Below are 14,764 nucleotides of genomic sequence, written 5' to 3'. Positions count from 1 at the left end.
GAGTGAATTATGAAGAGTACATGGAAAGTTTACGTTCTAGCCTTGATCAGCTTTTTAGTTGGAACATCCAATTACATCGTTTCCGGGATATTAGACCGAATCGCAGAGACGTTGGGAACAAGCGTTGCGGCAGCAGGCCAGCTCATTACGGTTTATTCCCTGGCCTATGCGGTCGGCACTCCTATTTTGATGGCGCTGACGGCCAAAATGGACCGGCTTAAGCTCCTACTTTATTCGCTGGGCCTCTTTATTGCCGCAAACCTGCTGACATTTATATTGTCCGGCTTCGGTTTCTTCATTGCCGCGAGAATCATTACGGCGTTAGGCGCCGGGGTGGTCACAGTTAATGCGCTCAGCATCGCCGCCAAAATCGCTCCGCCAGGTAAGCAGGCCAGCGCCATCGCCAACGTCACCATGGGCATTACCGCATCGCTCATCATCGGCGTCCCGCTCGGCAGAATGGTAGCCTCGGCTTTTGGCTGGAAAGCGGTATTTCTGTCCATCTCAATTGTCGGGGGCTTGGCCATGCTTGTCATTGCTGCGGTTATACCACGTATGCAGGGCGACAAGCCTGTCCCTTTGATCAAACAATTTGCTTTGTTAAAAAAGCCTCAAGTTTTGGTTGCTTTAGCGATTACTTTTTTCTGGTTGGGAGGATATTCCCTTGCCTATACTTACTTATCACCTTTTCTGCTAAAGGTGACTCATTTAAATGAATCATTGATCAGCGCAGCTCTGTTCGTGTTCGGCGTTGCCAGTTTGATTGGCTCGAAAGTCGGCGGTTACAGTGCGGATAAACGGGGCATCAAATACACGCTAGTTTCAGGGATGGTGCTTCACGTCATTTCGTTGATTTTGCTATCCTTAGTCGGACAGTCGGTCATTGCCGTAATCGCCATTTTGATCCTCTGGTCTTTTGCCGCTTGGTCATCCGCTCCCGCGCAGCAATTTAACCTGGTTTCGCTTGTTCCTGATTCCTCGGGCGTCATGCTGAGCTTGAACAGTTCCATGATGCAGCTTGCCATGGCTGTCGGCGCAGGAATCGGCGGGCTGATCGTTAACCGTGTTTCTTTAGCATCCATTACCTGGTTCGGGGTACTCGGTGTACTCATCGCCATCATTGCTGTGTTTGTATTGTCCAGCATGGCATCACGGCATTCGGTGGTTCAATCAGCGGGTTAAGTTTTAGATGATTTTTTATGATAGCGAAGAAATAGATGAGGAAGTTGGAAAGTGCATAGAGGATTAAACTCTACCCCGAAAATTACTCATAGCATAGGTGCAAAAATGGCAATACGAAACTATGCGTAGCCTTGAGCTTTTTTTTAAAAACTACGCTTTCTCAATCTTATGGATAGGACAATTAAGATGCCTCTGGGGTAGAGAGAGTTACGCTAAATCCGAGATTCTCGAGCCTTCGAACAGCTTGTTTCACGATTACTTCTTGCTGTCGTTTTTCAAAGTATTGTCCACCTAATTCTTTGTAGTTTTCGCCTCATGTAAGAAGATGGTAAAACAGGAAAAATCATTTTGACCGTCCCAGATGGCTTTGATAGCGTCATGAGTGCTTCGCTTCGGCCCTCACTGGGGTTCCTTCTCTTAAGGTTGTGTCGCGGCGCCACGACACAAACATGTGTGCCTAATCGCGATGAGCTAGTCCATTATGCTTGGCTCGCTACGGAGAACGTTAATGTAGCGATGGAACAGATCCATCACCCGATTTCGTTGTTACGGTATTGCTCAACTAAAGGGCAGATTACATTGACGTTAACTGATACATTTTAGATTCCGAAACCGTCTCTATACTAAAGTAGCGAAAGGAGGGGGGCTAAGGCTAGCGTGGAGGATAAGATTGGGACGAACGAAAATGGAAATTTTTAAAAGGAGAATGGAGATGAGATTGTTTGAACTGTTGCTCTTATTGTCAAGCATCGGCTTGTTTGCATTAACAGTTCTATTAAAAAAAGGACGGCGTAGAATTCCAGTATCCGTTGCAAGCGGATTCGCCACACTTTTACTGGTCATTCATTGGACGGTGGAAGGATACAGAGTTCAGCTATTTTTCCCATATTGCATCACGATCATATTTTTAGCCATTTCAGGTTATAGCTATTTTAAAAAAAACGGTCCCCAAAAAATCCCACGATTCATATTGGGTTCAGCTTATACCGCTATAGCAATAATGCTGGTCGTAACAGCGGGTCTCATGTATGCTTTTCCTGTATTTAAACTACCTGAACCGACTGGCGAATTAAAGGTAGGAACGCAAACTTTTCATTTCGTGGATACGAATAGGGAAGAGATTTTCGACGAAGCCCGAGATGGCAAGAGAGAATTGATGGTTCAGGTATGGTATCCGGCTCAAGCCGGCACCGGCAAGTACGCTCCCTTTGTTCCCGATCCCCAGATTTTACGTTATATGGCCGCGGACTATGGCCTTCCCGGGTTTACTTTTCAACACCTGAAGTACGTATCCAGTCATGCTTATTCGGGGGCCGAAGTCTCTTCGGCGCAGACTTCATACCCGCTGATCCTTGCGAATCCCGGCAACGGCTCTTCCAGGTTCCTCCACACGTTGCATGCCGAAAATCTCGCGAGTCACGGATATATTGTGGCCGTGATCGACCACACCTACAATACATTTGCAACCGAGTTTCCGGACGGGCGAATCACGACCGGCACAACCAACGACTTATTCTCGCCGGGCCAAGATTACCGGACGAGCAGAGAAAATCGCGACAAGTTGGGAAAAGTTTTAACCGACGATGTGGCGTTTGCGTTGGACCAATTCGAGCTCATCCAATCGGGGCAGATTCCAAGTCATCTCAAAGGGAGGATGGATATCGGTCATGTCGGGGTGTTCGGCCATTCCATCGGCGGAGCGACGGCCTATGACGCTTCTTACGATCCGCGCATCGCGGTTGGAGTCGACCTTGATGGAGGGCTTTATCGACTGCGTGACCGAGAGGGTCTGCGAAAGCCGTTTTTGTTCATCAACTCGGAAAGCTATTTCGAAAAATTAAAAAGGGTGATGGATAACCGGGTATACACGGATGCAGAGCTTATCCGTATGGGCTCAACAAGAGAATGGGAAGATCAAGTAACGGAAGATAAAAAGTTGGAGCTTGGACGGATGCGCGAAACGGTCGACGAAGGGGGACAAGTTCTCTATATCGAAAATACTGAGCATTTGAATTTTGCCGACATCCAGTTCGTTTCTCCGATTTTCAACATGCTGGGCATTACCGGAACGATTACGCCCGAAAGAGCGAACTCCGTTATCAATGCCTATATGCTGGACTTCTTCAATATGTATTTGAAAAATCAAGGTGGAATCTTAATGAAAGGACCGGATAGCCACTTTCCGGAGATGAAGTTCGTAACCTCGCTATAAAGTACGGAGCAGGCTACCGGTTTTGATGTGCTAATAAGATTGTTGATATTTTAGACTGAAACAACATCATTACGTTATCGGAGAACGAGAGTGCCAAGCCATCAACAAGAAGTTGCCAAGATAACGACTGGTGGCTTTTCTACGCTAACGGGCAGGATAGTTCAATCGTTTCTCGAATATTTTCTGAGTTGGATAATTTCATGAACTCTGTGAACATAACGTTATCTGAAAGATACGCAGATCTTATATGTGAGGGTGATTCGTTTGAAGCAAGGAATCATTGTATTGATGAACGGAACTTCAAGTTCAGGGAAGACTAGTATTTCTAATGAACTGATAAATCAGAAAGAGATTCTTTTTCATCATTTATCAGTAGATGATTTTATCAAGGACTTTTTTAAAAATAAATTTTCAGATATTGAACCTACAAGAGAAGTAGATGACCGAGTTGTCGAACAAATAATGTTTGATCCCTTAATCTCACTGTACTATTCGACAATTAAATTGTTTTCAGAAATGGGTTTGAATGTAATAGTAGATACTGTAATCGAAAATGACAAGTGGTTTAATTTGTGTCTTGATCTATTTTTCGATCAGCCTACATTATTTATAGGTGTAATATGCTCGAAAGAAGAACTCATAAGAAGAGAGCAAACAAGAGGAGATAGAAATATTGGACTAGCAGCTTCACAGTTCAGCAACGTATATTGCATTGATGAATATGACCTCGAAGTAAATACTGAAGAGATGAATCCAGTAGAATGTGCCGAAAAGATATTAAGTTTTATTAAGTCCAATAAGGAATACTCGGTATTTAAGAAATTACGTAAAAGAAATGTTAGTGTTTCCTAGATTTGGATTATGCGCTTAAGAACGTGAAGTTTGTGAATGGAACTAATGGTGAGTGGAAAAGCGATGAGTAAGCCACATGAGAAGAAAATTAAATGTTAAATAGAAGATATATTGAATGAATAGTTCTCATTGTCCACTCCTCACATGTGAAGGGCGTAACATTGATGGTTCATAAGTGAGGTGTGGTAGATCATGTTGACCGTTGTTCATCATAAGTTTTTACGATGTGTTTAGAAGCAACCAGGCGCCAGGCGCGGACGAGGACGGAGCGAAATTCGTCCTTCGGAATGCGCTCCATATTGACAATCATGTAATGCAGCCGTTGAAAATTCGGAGGGACGCTATATATTTCCGGTTCTAATGTGGTTAACGCTTCACGTTCGTCTCTTGTCGATTTGACGACAACGGATATCCCGTCCTTTTGAACTACGGCATAGATTTTCCCGTTGACCCGAAAGGACGGTTTGTCCCAATGTTCTACTTCTTCCGTTTTCGGCAGGGAGAGCGCGATTTGGCGCACGTCGTCAATCGTAATAGCCACGCCCTTCACCTCTTTGAAATGTTGCAATAAACCAACTGTTTCCGAATTCATCTTTGATCCCACCGCTTCTTTCTCCATACGGCATGTCCGCCGGTTCATACAGAGAAACCGCTCCCGCCTCCAATGCTCGCCTGTAGCACTCGTCCGTGTTGCGAACAAAAACATGCAGTGAAGATTCATTGGCCGGCCACGCCTCATTAGCATCCGATACTTCAACGATCCCATGTCCGATACGCACCTCGGCATGCGTAACCTTTCCCTTTTCATCCGTCGTTCGGTGAAGCACTTCCGCATCGAAAACGGCTTGCAAAAAATGCAACAATCGATCGGCGTGCTCTGCACGCAGTGTCGGAACAACTGAAGAATATTTTTCAGGGGTCCACTCGTTTCCCATCTCAATGTCCTCCTCGTGTTAAAGTGTGAAATGCATTCAAGCGATAAGCTGCGGACTTGTTTTGTGCTTGTTCACCACTTAATTTTACAGCAAAGATCACACATCGTATTGTAAATAATTGACCCCATCCGTCATAAGTGAACATGATTGTAATGCCTCCCGGGAATCGCCTCATAATCAGTCGGGTTCAATCCGGAAAAAGCGCGAAAATCCTTAATAAAGTGAGACTGATCGTAATACCCGCAATCGAACGCGATATCTGACCAATCTATAATATTTTGTCGTTCATTCATTTTCCTTAGCACCCCTTGAAATCGTCGAATGCGGCTGTAACGTTTTGGCGTATAGCCGGTTTCCCTCTGGAACAGTTCGATAAATCGTCTGTGACTGATGCCGATTTGATCAACAATGTGTCGAACGTGGTCCGTCTGCGCGTTTTTCTTACCTAAATGCTCAATCGCATACTGAACAGCCGGATGGATAACAAGCGGCTTAACCGCCAATTGCAGCAATCGCTCGGTAAGCACATGAAACATTTGCTCGACAGTTGACAATTCGAGCAGCTCCTCACGCAGTTCTCCGGCTAAATGCCCCCAAATCGCATCCATCGATTGCATGACATTATGTAATTGATCCAGTGGATACCCGAAAAACGGATATGCGCCGCCCGGTTTAAAATGGATGCCCATCACTCTCGTTTCAAGCGAATTGTAGATCACGAAATGTCTCGAATGAGGCCCGCAGACAAATACATTGTTGAGCCGCAATGTCTCGTTCGACGCAGTTGCCATGAGGACTTTATCCGCAGTTAAATCAATAATGAGATCAACGGAACCGTCCGGTAATGAAAGCTCGTTTTGACATGCAGTATTTCGGCTTTCCATGTACCAAAAATAATCCACGAATGCCGATAATAGCCTTGGGGGTTTGCAGGTGTGCACGATCATGCCGAAACATCTCCTTGTCGTAACAGCTTTTTAACTGTCTTCAAAATTTTATCAACAGTACAATCCGGCATGGAGCATATATAGCTTAATTATACCAGCCCCCTCTTAACTTGGAGGGGTATTTGACGAATATTATTATTCCCCTTCCGCCCTTCCCCTCCAGGCTCCCTGCCTTTCATTCATCCTTTTGTTTCGGTCTTGGTGGTTGAGACGATTGAAATTCGACGGGAGCCGTCAAGAAAACGCTGGAAGATAACGTGGATAAAGTGGAAACGTTTATTGCTCACCAACTGCCCGATCTCGTGCATGTGGCGGTGACCGCGATGCTGATCGCCGTCATGTTCTCGGTTCATGTTTGGCTGGCGATGGCGTACCAGAATGCATCATTTCATGTGGCCCTCGGTCTTTTAGCTCGTCCTCAGCAAAATGAATAAAGGCTTGTGCAGCGTGACTAAGATATTTGTCCGCCCGATAAATGATGCTCATTTCCCTTACTGGGGGATAATCATGTATTGGGATAAAACGCAAATTATGTTTATCGATGGATTCGAGAAGCGAGTTCGCAACCACAGCGACCCCGATATTTTCTCTTACAAAATGGAAGATGGAGGAGAGGGTGCTCGTTTCAACAAGCACATTTAAATTGAATCCATGCTGTTGACACCAATTTTCAACAAATTTTCGTGCCCAGCAGAATTCCCTCGGATACATAACAACGGGCAGTTCTTTTAATTCGATCAAGGAAATGGATTCTTTTGTGGACAGCTCGTGCTCTTTTGACACAACGACTCCATACTCTTCACGGGCTAATGGGCGTACGACCAGTCGGGGATCGAATAAAGGCTTCACTGTAATGCCGATATCAATTTCGGTGCTTAGAACTAATTCGTCTAGATTCACTTCTGAGGCTATTTTTAACCTGACGTTGGGATATTTTCGTATAAAACTAATAAACATCGGGGTCAAACGGAAATCAAGCTCGGATGGCAGCGCCCCGACGCTTAGATTGCCTCCACGCTGATGCAGAAGATCATCTATCTCGTGAAGTGCGTTCTGGATATTTTGAAACATGCTTCTGGTGTGCCTGAGTAGTAGCGAACCCGCTTCAGTCAGTCCGATCCGTTTTCCAATGCGGTCGAATAAAGGCATCCCGATTTCTTCTTCCAGGGCTTTAATTTGTAGACTCAAATTGGGTTGAGATATACCGATTTTGTCAGCTGCCTTGGTAAAATGCAGTTCTTCGCTTACGGCAACAAAATACTCCAATTGTCTCAGTTCCATTCGGTGAGACTCCTCCATAATTAGTCATCGAAAGGGCTTCATATCATTTGTATAACAAATTGTAATTATAAATTCAATGTAATTGATAAATCGATATTATTCAAGTATGATTTGTTCTAGCATTTCAGTGACCCGTCAAACTAATTTCATTGTGGAATATTCGACACACGACTTTGGCATATGATTACTCCACCTTTGGGATGGCTCGGTTAAGAAATGACATTCTACCGAAAGGAAGTAAAGCAATATGAAAAAAAACGTACTACTGCTGGCAATAGCATTGTTCACAGCCGCGCTGAATTTACGTCCGGCGATTAATACCATCGCGCCATTGCTCGGAAACATCACTGCAGACCTTGGAATGAATGCAGTTGTAGCTAGTTTGTTAACGTCGATACCGGTGCTATGCATGGGGATTTTTTCTCCGATTGCCGTAAAGGTAGGCGGTAAATGGGGAATTGAAAGGATTATTGGTTTGTCTCTGTGGATTATTGGAGTAGGTACTGTTATTCGTTTGTTCACTCACTCGGCAACTCTTCTGCTCATCACAGCTTTCATTACAGGTGTCGGTATTGCATTGATAGGTCCGCTGATGTCCGGTTTCATCAGACTCCATTTTCCAAAACAAATTCCGTCCATGATTGCGGTATACACAGTTGCACTTACGTTGGGTTCTACTTCCAGCACCTGGCTTTCAATACCGCTTCAGGAAGGATTTCACTCCTGGCGAGCTTCCCTTGCATTTTGGGCCATTATTGCTGTCATAGCCGGTGGTATTTGGTGGCTGTTCGTCAACCTGCAAGTAAAAAAATCGGTACATACGGATTCCGTGAATACGCAAGTAAAATTACCATGGAGAAACGGCAAGGCTTGGCTAATCACAATATCCTTTGGTCTAATGGCGATATTGTTCTACTCGTTTACGGCTTGGCTTCCACAAATTATCGAAGGCATGGGCTACACGACATCTTACGCTGCAAATAGTTTAACTATATTATTTGTAATTCAAATTCCTGTAAGTCTGGTGTTACCCTCCTTGTTAAAGAAATATCCGTCTCGCCGCCTGTGGTTGGTTATTGGATCTTTGTTTGAAATACTCGGACTTTTCTTACTCGTAGTCGATGTTTCACCTTGGTTGGCTTCCGCGCTTATTGGAATTGGCGCAGGAGGGTTGTTTCCCTTAAACGTGCTTCTTCCAATCGATGCTGCAGGTAACCACCATGAAGCTGCCGCATGGTCAGCGAAAGCACAATCGATTGGTTATGTGATTGGAGCCGCCGGTCCAATTATGTTGGGATGGCTGCATGATGCGACCAATAGCTTTGCGTCTGCAGTTGTTGTAATGATTGTTATCGTTCTGCTGATGATTGTTGTTCAAATTGCAGCAACCGTAAAAAGACGTAACCCAATTGATTTGGTGGAACAAGCAAGTTAAACTTGCAGCTTCGGGCAGCCGCCTGCCCTTCCAAACAGCCAATGCCTGACTTTCTCTCGAAGACCTCGCCGTCTGCAGTGGCGGATTCCAGTTCTACACCCGGACACCGCGCACCGAGCCAGTCACGATACCACAGCGCCCCAGTGATTCCCGTTATTTCTACGAGGCTGTTGACATTGTCGCGTTCGATACTCTCGAGAACGCGGCTTCCGCTTGATACAGGTTATTGATAGAGCCTAGTTTTAATAATTGAACTTACTTTACCGTCTGTTTTTTAAATTCTTCGTTGTAACGCTGTCGTTGCTCTCCCATTTGCGGACACCTCTTTCTTCGTTAAGTCTATTATTAGGATCCACTTAACGTCGTGTCCACCGCAACGATTGGATGAGATAAATGGACGAAAAAAGGATATACCGTCATTTCGTCTAGAGAAAAACCAACGCCCTGCAGCCTCTAAATTATCTTCATATGTTCGATTGTCTCCTCTGTATAGTCACGTTAGTTATTTTTCCCTCAATGGGGTACCGCCAACATTCCGCGTAAAACGTACGCTAAGGAATGCGGCACAAAGTCAATTGTGTTGCATAGCAAAGCCTGTTTATGGACGTTTTGGGGCCATAATGCAACACAACTTAGCGCTTTGTGATCGAATCGGGATGCAACACAATTGCTAACGTACGTTTTCCGCGTTCCGCCACTGTCCAGCTTGGGATCTGACCCAGATAAAGGCCGGAAATGGCGCGTCCAAGCAAAAAGGAATTCCCCTAGAGGAATCCCTTCGCTATAAAAACTATAGTGTGCGACTTACATCTTCTTTAGTTAGTAGCTGGGGCTGGGGCTGGGGCTGGAGCAGGGCCAGCACCTTCTGTTGGAGGTGTGTTTTGCATTTTTTCCTTTGCTTTCTCGATTTCCTCCTTCTTCAGAGGTGTGCCAACCTTGAAGCTTTCAATTATTTTGCCCAGCGTTGCCGTATCAAAATCGTCTTGTGCATACAGTTCAACCGTAAAGCCATTATTCTCCCAAATCACAATCCCGTTTGCGAAGTAAACCGTGGTTCCCTTGATCACTTCTTTTTTCACTTCGCCTGTGGTACCGATGCCGTTTTCGCCACCCTTGGAAATTAGGAAGTTAACGGTTTTCTCACCTTTGTTGAACTGTACTTCCGCCATGTTATTGCCATGAATGACTGTGTTGACGTACTTGTAATCTGCCAGCCAAGATGGGGCTGGGAAGTTTAGCCCTAATACGGCACGAGCCTCTTCCACAGTCAGATTAGGACGTACCTGCAACTGAACCTTACGGGAAGCATCGCCCGCTGCTTGTTCAGATGCGCTATTATCTACAGTCGGCTCCTTGTCGTATTGGACGATTTGCATATTGCCCACATGAAAACGTGCCAGAATAGACTTCGTCATATTTTGTGCAAAAGAGGTAGTCGAGAAAGCACCTGTCAAGATAGCAACAGCCATTGCACTTACGGTTACAGTTTTCCATGTATTTTTTTTCATCACGATCTCATCCCTTTTCATAAAATTTGGTTGAATGGTTCCTGATTTCATTTTGAACGTGAGACGATGGTAGATTCGGTCTTTGGAGGCTTTGTCAGTAAGCTCCAAATTGGCAAGCAAGTTGGTTAAGTCGGGAAATTCATCTACATTCTTCCTATTTTTCATATTGAAAACCTCCTTTTTCCAGTTCTTGTTGCAGCTTCTTTAGACATCTGTAAAGGACTACACCGATATTTGAACCGCTGACTCCGAGCAGGTCAGCAATTTCCGCGTTTTTCAACCCGGCTGCATACTTCATGCCAATGATATTGCGTTCCTTATCGCTTAGCTTTGCCAGAGCCTTGTACAAGATTTCGTTGCTGTCATCAAGGATGACAACTTCTTCTGGAGTTGACCTTGGTAAAATCATGTCCAGAATTGAATCCAGCGAAAATGTCGCTCTTTTTTTCTGTGAGCGGAAGTAATCAGCTACAGCGTTTCTAGCAATCGCAAACAACCAAACTTCAAAATTGGACTTTTGTGGCGAGTAGCTGTTGTATTTTGAAATCACTACTTCAAATACATGACTGCAAATCTCTTCCGCGTCATAGTGGTTATTGATACGGTAGCAAATATATTTGTAGACACGGCTATAGTATGCATCGTAGATCACTGTAAATCTTTCTTCTGACATGATCCCCTTTTGAAGATCACGAATGCTATGGCTGATTCCTGTATTCACATGAGTAACCTCCAACTATTTCCCCTCCCCTCACTTAAAGATGCAACTAACAAAACAAATTGCGCAATTTGTTGTGGTTGTATGAGCCTCACATTAGTTAATACGGAAAACGAATCATTCTATTAACAAATTGGATTTTATTTTTATTGGAGAAATGATTTGCATATGGAAAACGCCTCCGGGTTAGCCGCCTTTCGCCTCAAGAACCAATCGAGATATTCACGATCTCGGCCGGCGATCAGCATTTCTGGAAGGTCCGCGACTGCGTGAAATGCGAAATGCCAGGTCCGCCATACCCGCTCGGGAGCGGTTGGCAGAGCGTCCGATAAGGTGCCGGCCGATCGGAATCGCCCTGTCCAGTAGATCCAATGCAATGAGCTTGTAGGTCGGAGTAAGCAGCGGCATGGTCCTGCGCCATGCGTACCAACATCGTGATCGTCGAGGACCAGAACGACATCCCGCGCAAGTATCAGTTGACCGTCCGCGGGCCGGACTGGATGACCGACCCCTACTTCCACAGCCCGGGAGCCGTGAGCCTGCTCACCCTCTTCGGCGCAGAACACTCACTTGGCGGAATCGCTGGGCACGAGGTCAAGGAAACAACGGACGAAAACCCAGAACGAGTTTCCCTGATCCAGCGGGTCACATGGGCTTACCTTCGCCATGCACTTGATATTGAGCAATCCAGTTGGTCTGCAGTGAAAAAGACTTTGTCTGAGAAGGCCAATTCATGGGGTCGAATTGAGTCCAAATGAAGCCCTAGAATTGCACAGTGCGCCCCCCGCCGGCCCGACGCCGGTGAGGAAGCGCACTGTCAATTTTTGATCGTTTCGTCGTAGACAACCTCCGAGCACTCGACGAGGCGTTGTTGGTACCATTCCCCCATCTATGCGGATCGGGGATCCTTTGAAGGCGGAGGCCGTCGGGCTGCAAATGAAAGCAGTCAATCGTCCGATCTTCATAGGTCTGATAAACCGTTGGATTTCGGATTGAGGCTGGTTCTTCGTCATAAAGTCTTTCGCTTTAGCCTCGAAGGTCATCTCTTCGTTCGAATAAATGCTCTCAATGATCTGCTGCACGTTCTCGGAGAGGGTCGGTCCCGGTAGGATCGTGTTCACTGTAACTTCGGCGCCGCGGGTCGGCTTGGACAAGCTCCGCCACCCGGTTAATTAATTTGCGGCGACTAAAAAAACGAACATACATTCTATATTGGCATAGGATCGATTCAAAGCCTTTTTCCACTTCTTCCGCGATGTGACTACGAAGTATTTGAATCACTATGTCACATAGCACCATTTCATTGATGGAACAACCTCGCTGTCGGCACTTGCGAGATCCAAAGAACTTTTTCATCAAGCGCTCCGGCATTCCATGAAAATAAGTGGGGAGACGCTTCCAGCCTACTGTGAGAACGAAATTCAGAAGATGGTCTCGTAAGCAACAATCTTCTGAAACTCAGCCAATAACTCGAACACTCCCGCCAAGAAATTCATGGCTATATATATCGGAGATTCTTTCCAGCACACGCTGCGCATGTTCTGTAAATTTCAAGTCCGCAACCCGATCTTTCAACAAAAACACGCCGGTCTCATTGCAATGTTTGCCGAGGGCTCCCTCATATAATAGGTTGGCGCCATGGGTAGGCGGAGAGGAAAAAAACTTCATAAACAGTTCAAACCATACGGTCAGTCCAGAATCTTTTCCTTTTCTTAGCGTATTGTTAATTCCCGGGTCAACGCTGCGGATCTTGATGTCTTCCTTGGCAAGTTGCGGTTCGACGGCTTGAGTCCACAGCGAGAGCGCCAGCTTTGAAGTCGCATAAGGGCCAAACATTTTGCGGAAGGTTTTGGGATGCTCTAGGTTTTCGATCGTAAACTCCTTCGTAAATCTAAGCACCTGTGATGAAGTGTTAATCACCGTTTTTAAGCGGCCGTTTTTCAGCAGTTCCTTTAATTCCATCAGAATGATATAAGGAACGACCGTTAACAATTCATAATGCTTTTCGCGACCTTGTTTCGAATAGCTCAGCTCACTTAAGCCTCCTCCGGCGTTGTTGAACAAAATATCGATCCGCTGCTCCTTGCTTTTGATTTCTTCCAAAGAGTGTCTCAAGCTGCCATAATCGGTGAGATCCGTCACTTTATAGGCCCGGAGCCATCCGTTCTTGAGATGATTTTGGATGAATCTGTCGTCCGCCGGAAAACTCGACCGGTTCAAAGCAACCACCTGCCAGTTCTCCGACAGCAATTTCCGGGTTAATGCCAACCCGATCCCACTATTTGCGCCTGTAATCAGTGCGATATGTTCCCGTTGGTTTGTATTCAATGCATGTCCTCCCTTCATATTTCTGAAAATTCCCCAGTTATTTGCGCACTTCAGTCGGAGACGGGCAGGAGGATCAGTTTGCCGTGGGCACGCCCACTCTGACTCATTTCGACGGCTGAACGCCATGCGTCGAGTGCGAAAGTCTTGGCGACCGGAATCGTGAACTTGCCGTCTGCTGCGTATTGGGCAAAGTCGCCGACAACGTCATAACGTAGGGTATGTACTTCTCCGTAACTGGCGCGAACGAGGTCACCATCGTTCCCATAGCGCGGAGTTTGTCGGCGTAGGTGGCACCAGCGGTTGCGACCACACGAGCACCGCGCATGAGGGCAATCTGAACGGCGGCGAATCCTACCATGGTGCCAGCCCCGTGCCGGTTGCGAACTGAGAGTGCTCAGATCTGGGAGCCGCCTCCGTCGACAGGGAACTCAGCCCCGGTGGTATAGGTGGCTTCAAATGCCAGGAATGCTACGGCTTTGGCGACCTCGACCGGATCGCCGAAACGCAGCATTGGGATCTGCTGTTTCATCTGCGCCTCGATCTGTTCTGCAGCTTCCTTCGGCATCGACCGCTCCAAGATGCCGGTGTCGATGGGGCCGGGGCTGACCGCGTTGACGCGAATCTTCCGCGGTAACAGCTCGCGGGCCAGACTGCGAGTCATGGAGCGCAGCGCTGCCTTACTGGCCGCGTACGCACTGATCATCGGGATACCCAATACGTTCGTGATAGAGGTGGTGAGCACCACGCCACTTCCTTCGTTTAGCAATGGGGCAAGTTTCTGCACGGTGAAGTACGGACCTTTGGCGTTGACTGTAAGTAACTCGTCGTACACTTCTTCGGGTGTCGAATCAAAGGGAGCATAGCGCGTGATGCCGGCGTTAACGAACAGGGCGTCTATCGTTCCGAACTCGGCCTTGACCCGGTCGGCCAACTTATCGATATCCGTTAACGACGCGGCGTCGCTCAGCAATGAGACCGCGTTGTTTCCGAGTTTTTCACGAGCCGAGTCGAGCTTGGCCTGGGTACGTCCGGTGATCAGAACGCGTGCTCCTTCATCCACTAGCAACTTCGCCGTCACGAGGCCAAGTCCGCTGCTACCTCCCGTAATCACGACTTTCTTGCCAGCGTATTTACTTACTGGATTGTTTTCCATTTTCATCTTCCTCCCTTGGTTTGAACCAATCGATTGACCCAACAGTGTAGTAAAAACTACACTGTCTGTGTTAATCTTATCTAAGCGGTTTGGGTTGTACAACCAGTAAACAACCGCATTCGTGGCTTATCCAACACACGTACTTATTTGTTGTGTTTTAGTTTTCCTAAAAACGTACGCTAACCAATATTCTGAGAGAGAGGGAGAAGCATA

The 14,764-nt window shown here is 46.4% G+C and carries 14 protein-coding genes and 1 pseudogene; 5 read left to right on the top strand and 10 right to left on the bottom strand.

Annotated features, from left to right (window positions below; genetic code table 11):
* Positions 1-9: 9 nt before the first annotated feature.
* The 3 genes from MYS68_RS33170 (at position 10) to MYS68_RS33160 (ending at position 4,246) form a co-directional block, all read left to right on the top strand.
* Positions 10-1,182 (top strand): MFS transporter, encoded by a 1,173-nt coding sequence (locus tag MYS68_RS33170; RefSeq protein ID WP_248929858.1) that lies wholly within the window; start codon positions 10-12, stop codon positions 1,180-1,182.
* Between the two features lie 712 nt (positions 1,183-1,894).
* Positions 1,895-3,394: an alpha/beta hydrolase family protein gene (locus MYS68_RS33165; RefSeq protein WP_248929857.1), complete on the top strand. Its 1,500-nt coding sequence runs from the start codon at positions 1,895-1,897 to the stop codon at positions 3,392-3,394.
* 264 nt (positions 3,395-3,658) lie between these two features.
* Complete coding sequence (locus tag MYS68_RS33160) at positions 3,659-4,246, top strand: chloramphenicol phosphotransferase CPT family protein (RefSeq protein WP_248929856.1); 588 nt, start codon at positions 3,659-3,661, stop codon at positions 4,244-4,246.
* 190 nt (positions 4,247-4,436) lie between these two features.
* Here MYS68_RS33160 and MYS68_RS33155 read toward each other — a convergent pair whose 3' ends face one another.
* From MYS68_RS33155 to MYS68_RS33140, 4 genes are all read right to left on the bottom strand, one after another.
* Positions 4,437-4,865 carry an MmcQ/YjbR family DNA-binding protein gene (locus MYS68_RS33155; protein WP_248929855.1) on the bottom strand — a complete coding sequence of 143 codons (429 nt, stop codon included), beginning with the start codon at positions 4,863-4,865 and terminating at the stop codon, positions 4,437-4,439.
* Positions 4,771-5,181, bottom strand: coding sequence for a VOC family protein (locus tag MYS68_RS33150; RefSeq protein ID WP_248929854.1), 411 nt, complete (start codon positions 5,179-5,181; stop codon positions 4,771-4,773). The genes MYS68_RS33155 and MYS68_RS33150 overlap by 95 nt, the downstream gene beginning before the upstream one ends.
* Positions 5,182-5,312: 131 nt before the next feature.
* Complete coding sequence (locus MYS68_RS33145) at positions 5,313-6,128, bottom strand: AraC family transcriptional regulator (RefSeq protein ID WP_248929853.1); 816 nt, start codon at positions 6,126-6,128, stop codon at positions 5,313-5,315.
* A 336-nt stretch (positions 6,129-6,464) separates the two neighbouring features.
* On the bottom strand, positions 6,465-7,409 hold the full coding sequence (locus MYS68_RS33140; protein WP_248929852.1) for a LysR family transcriptional regulator: 945 nt from the start codon (positions 7,407-7,409) through the stop codon (positions 6,465-6,467).
* A gap of 247 nt (positions 7,410-7,656) precedes the next feature.
* Between MYS68_RS33140 and MYS68_RS33135 the strand changes: the two genes are divergently transcribed.
* Complete coding sequence (locus MYS68_RS33135; protein WP_248929851.1) at positions 7,657-8,844, top strand: MFS transporter; 1,188 nt, start codon at positions 7,657-7,659, stop codon at positions 8,842-8,844.
* An 815-nt stretch (positions 8,845-9,659) separates the two neighbouring features.
* On the opposite strand, the gene MYS68_RS33130 is transcribed toward MYS68_RS33135, so the two are convergent.
* Positions 9,660-10,517: a hypothetical protein gene (locus tag MYS68_RS33130; protein ID WP_248929850.1), complete on the bottom strand. Its 858-nt coding sequence runs from the start codon at positions 10,515-10,517 to the stop codon at positions 9,660-9,662.
* Positions 10,507-11,073: a sigma-70 family RNA polymerase sigma factor gene (locus tag MYS68_RS33125; protein WP_248929849.1), complete on the bottom strand. Its 567-nt coding sequence runs from the start codon at positions 11,071-11,073 to the stop codon at positions 10,507-10,509. Before MYS68_RS33125 ends, MYS68_RS33130 begins: the two co-directional genes overlap by 11 nt.
* Before the next feature lie 416 nt (positions 11,074-11,489).
* Here MYS68_RS33125 and MYS68_RS33120 point away from each other — a divergent pair, with 416 nt between their 5' ends.
* A complete protein-coding gene (locus tag MYS68_RS33120; RefSeq protein ID WP_420852178.1) occupies positions 11,490-11,828 on the top strand; it encodes a hypothetical protein in 339 nt (112 codons plus the stop codon).
* A gap of 111 nt (positions 11,829-11,939) precedes the next feature.
* Here MYS68_RS33120 and MYS68_RS33115 read toward each other — a convergent pair.
* The 4 genes and pseudogenes from MYS68_RS33115 to MYS68_RS33100 form a co-directional block, all read right to left on the bottom strand.
* Positions 11,940-12,230: pseudogene (locus tag MYS68_RS33115) on the bottom strand (SDR family oxidoreductase); the annotation flags it as partial.
* A gap of 298 nt (positions 12,231-12,528) precedes the next feature.
* Positions 12,529-13,398 carry an SDR family NAD(P)-dependent oxidoreductase gene (locus MYS68_RS33110; RefSeq protein WP_248929848.1) on the bottom strand — a complete coding sequence of 290 codons (870 nt, stop codon included), beginning with the start codon at positions 13,396-13,398 and terminating at the stop codon, positions 12,529-12,531.
* Positions 13,399-13,448: 50 nt separating this feature from the next.
* On the bottom strand, positions 13,449-13,556 hold the full coding sequence (locus MYS68_RS38970; RefSeq protein WP_248931090.1) for a hypothetical protein: 108 nt from the start codon (positions 13,554-13,556) through the stop codon (positions 13,449-13,451).
* Between the two features lie 236 nt (positions 13,557-13,792).
* Positions 13,793-14,551 carry an SDR family oxidoreductase gene (locus MYS68_RS33100; protein ID WP_248929847.1) on the bottom strand — a complete coding sequence of 253 codons (759 nt, stop codon included), beginning with the start codon at positions 14,549-14,551 and terminating at the stop codon, positions 13,793-13,795.
* Positions 14,552-14,764: the final 213 nt, after the last annotated feature.

This window comes from Paenibacillus hamazuiensis (assembly GCF_023276405.1).
GTDB classification, from domain to species: Bacteria; Bacillota; Bacilli; order Paenibacillales; family NBRC-103111; genus Paenibacillus_AF; species Paenibacillus_AF hamazuiensis.
Note: the sequence above shows the minus strand (reverse complement) of the source record. Positions and strands in the feature narration are given on the sequence as shown.

Bases quoted from the DNA above. Each gene is read 5' to 3' on its own strand.
- MYS68_RS33170 (WP_248929858.1), top strand. From the start codon at position 10: ATGAAGAGTACATGGAAAGTTTACGTTCTAGCCTTGATCAGCTTTTTA.
- MYS68_RS33165 (WP_248929857.1), top strand. From the start codon at position 1,895: ATGAGATTGTTTGAACTGTTGCTCTTATTGTCAAGCATCGGCTTGTTT.
- MYS68_RS33155 (WP_248929855.1), bottom strand. From the start codon at position 4,865: ATGGAGAAAGAAGCGGTGGGATCAAAGATGAATTCGGAAACAGTTGGT.
- MYS68_RS33150 (WP_248929854.1), bottom strand. From the start codon at position 5,181: ATGGGAAACGAGTGGACCCCTGAAAAATATTCTTCAGTTGTTCCGACA.
- MYS68_RS33145 (WP_248929853.1), bottom strand. From the start codon at position 6,128: ATGATCGTGCACACCTGCAAACCCCCAAGGCTATTATCGGCATTCGTG.
- MYS68_RS33140 (WP_248929852.1), bottom strand. From the start codon at position 7,409: ATGGAACTGAGACAATTGGAGTATTTTGTTGCCGTAAGCGAAGAACTG.
- MYS68_RS33135 (WP_248929851.1), top strand. From the start codon at position 7,657: ATGAAAAAAAACGTACTACTGCTGGCAATAGCATTGTTCACAGCCGCG.
- MYS68_RS33130 (WP_248929850.1), bottom strand. From the start codon at position 10,517: ATGAAAAATAGGAAGAATGTAGATGAATTTCCCGACTTAACCAACTTG.
- MYS68_RS33120 (WP_420852178.1), top strand. From the start codon at position 11,490: ATGCGTACCAACATCGTGATCGTCGAGGACCAGAACGACATCCCGCGC.
- MYS68_RS33100 (WP_248929847.1), bottom strand. From the start codon at position 14,551: ATGGAAAACAATCCAGTAAGTAAATACGCTGGCAAGAAAGTCGTGATT.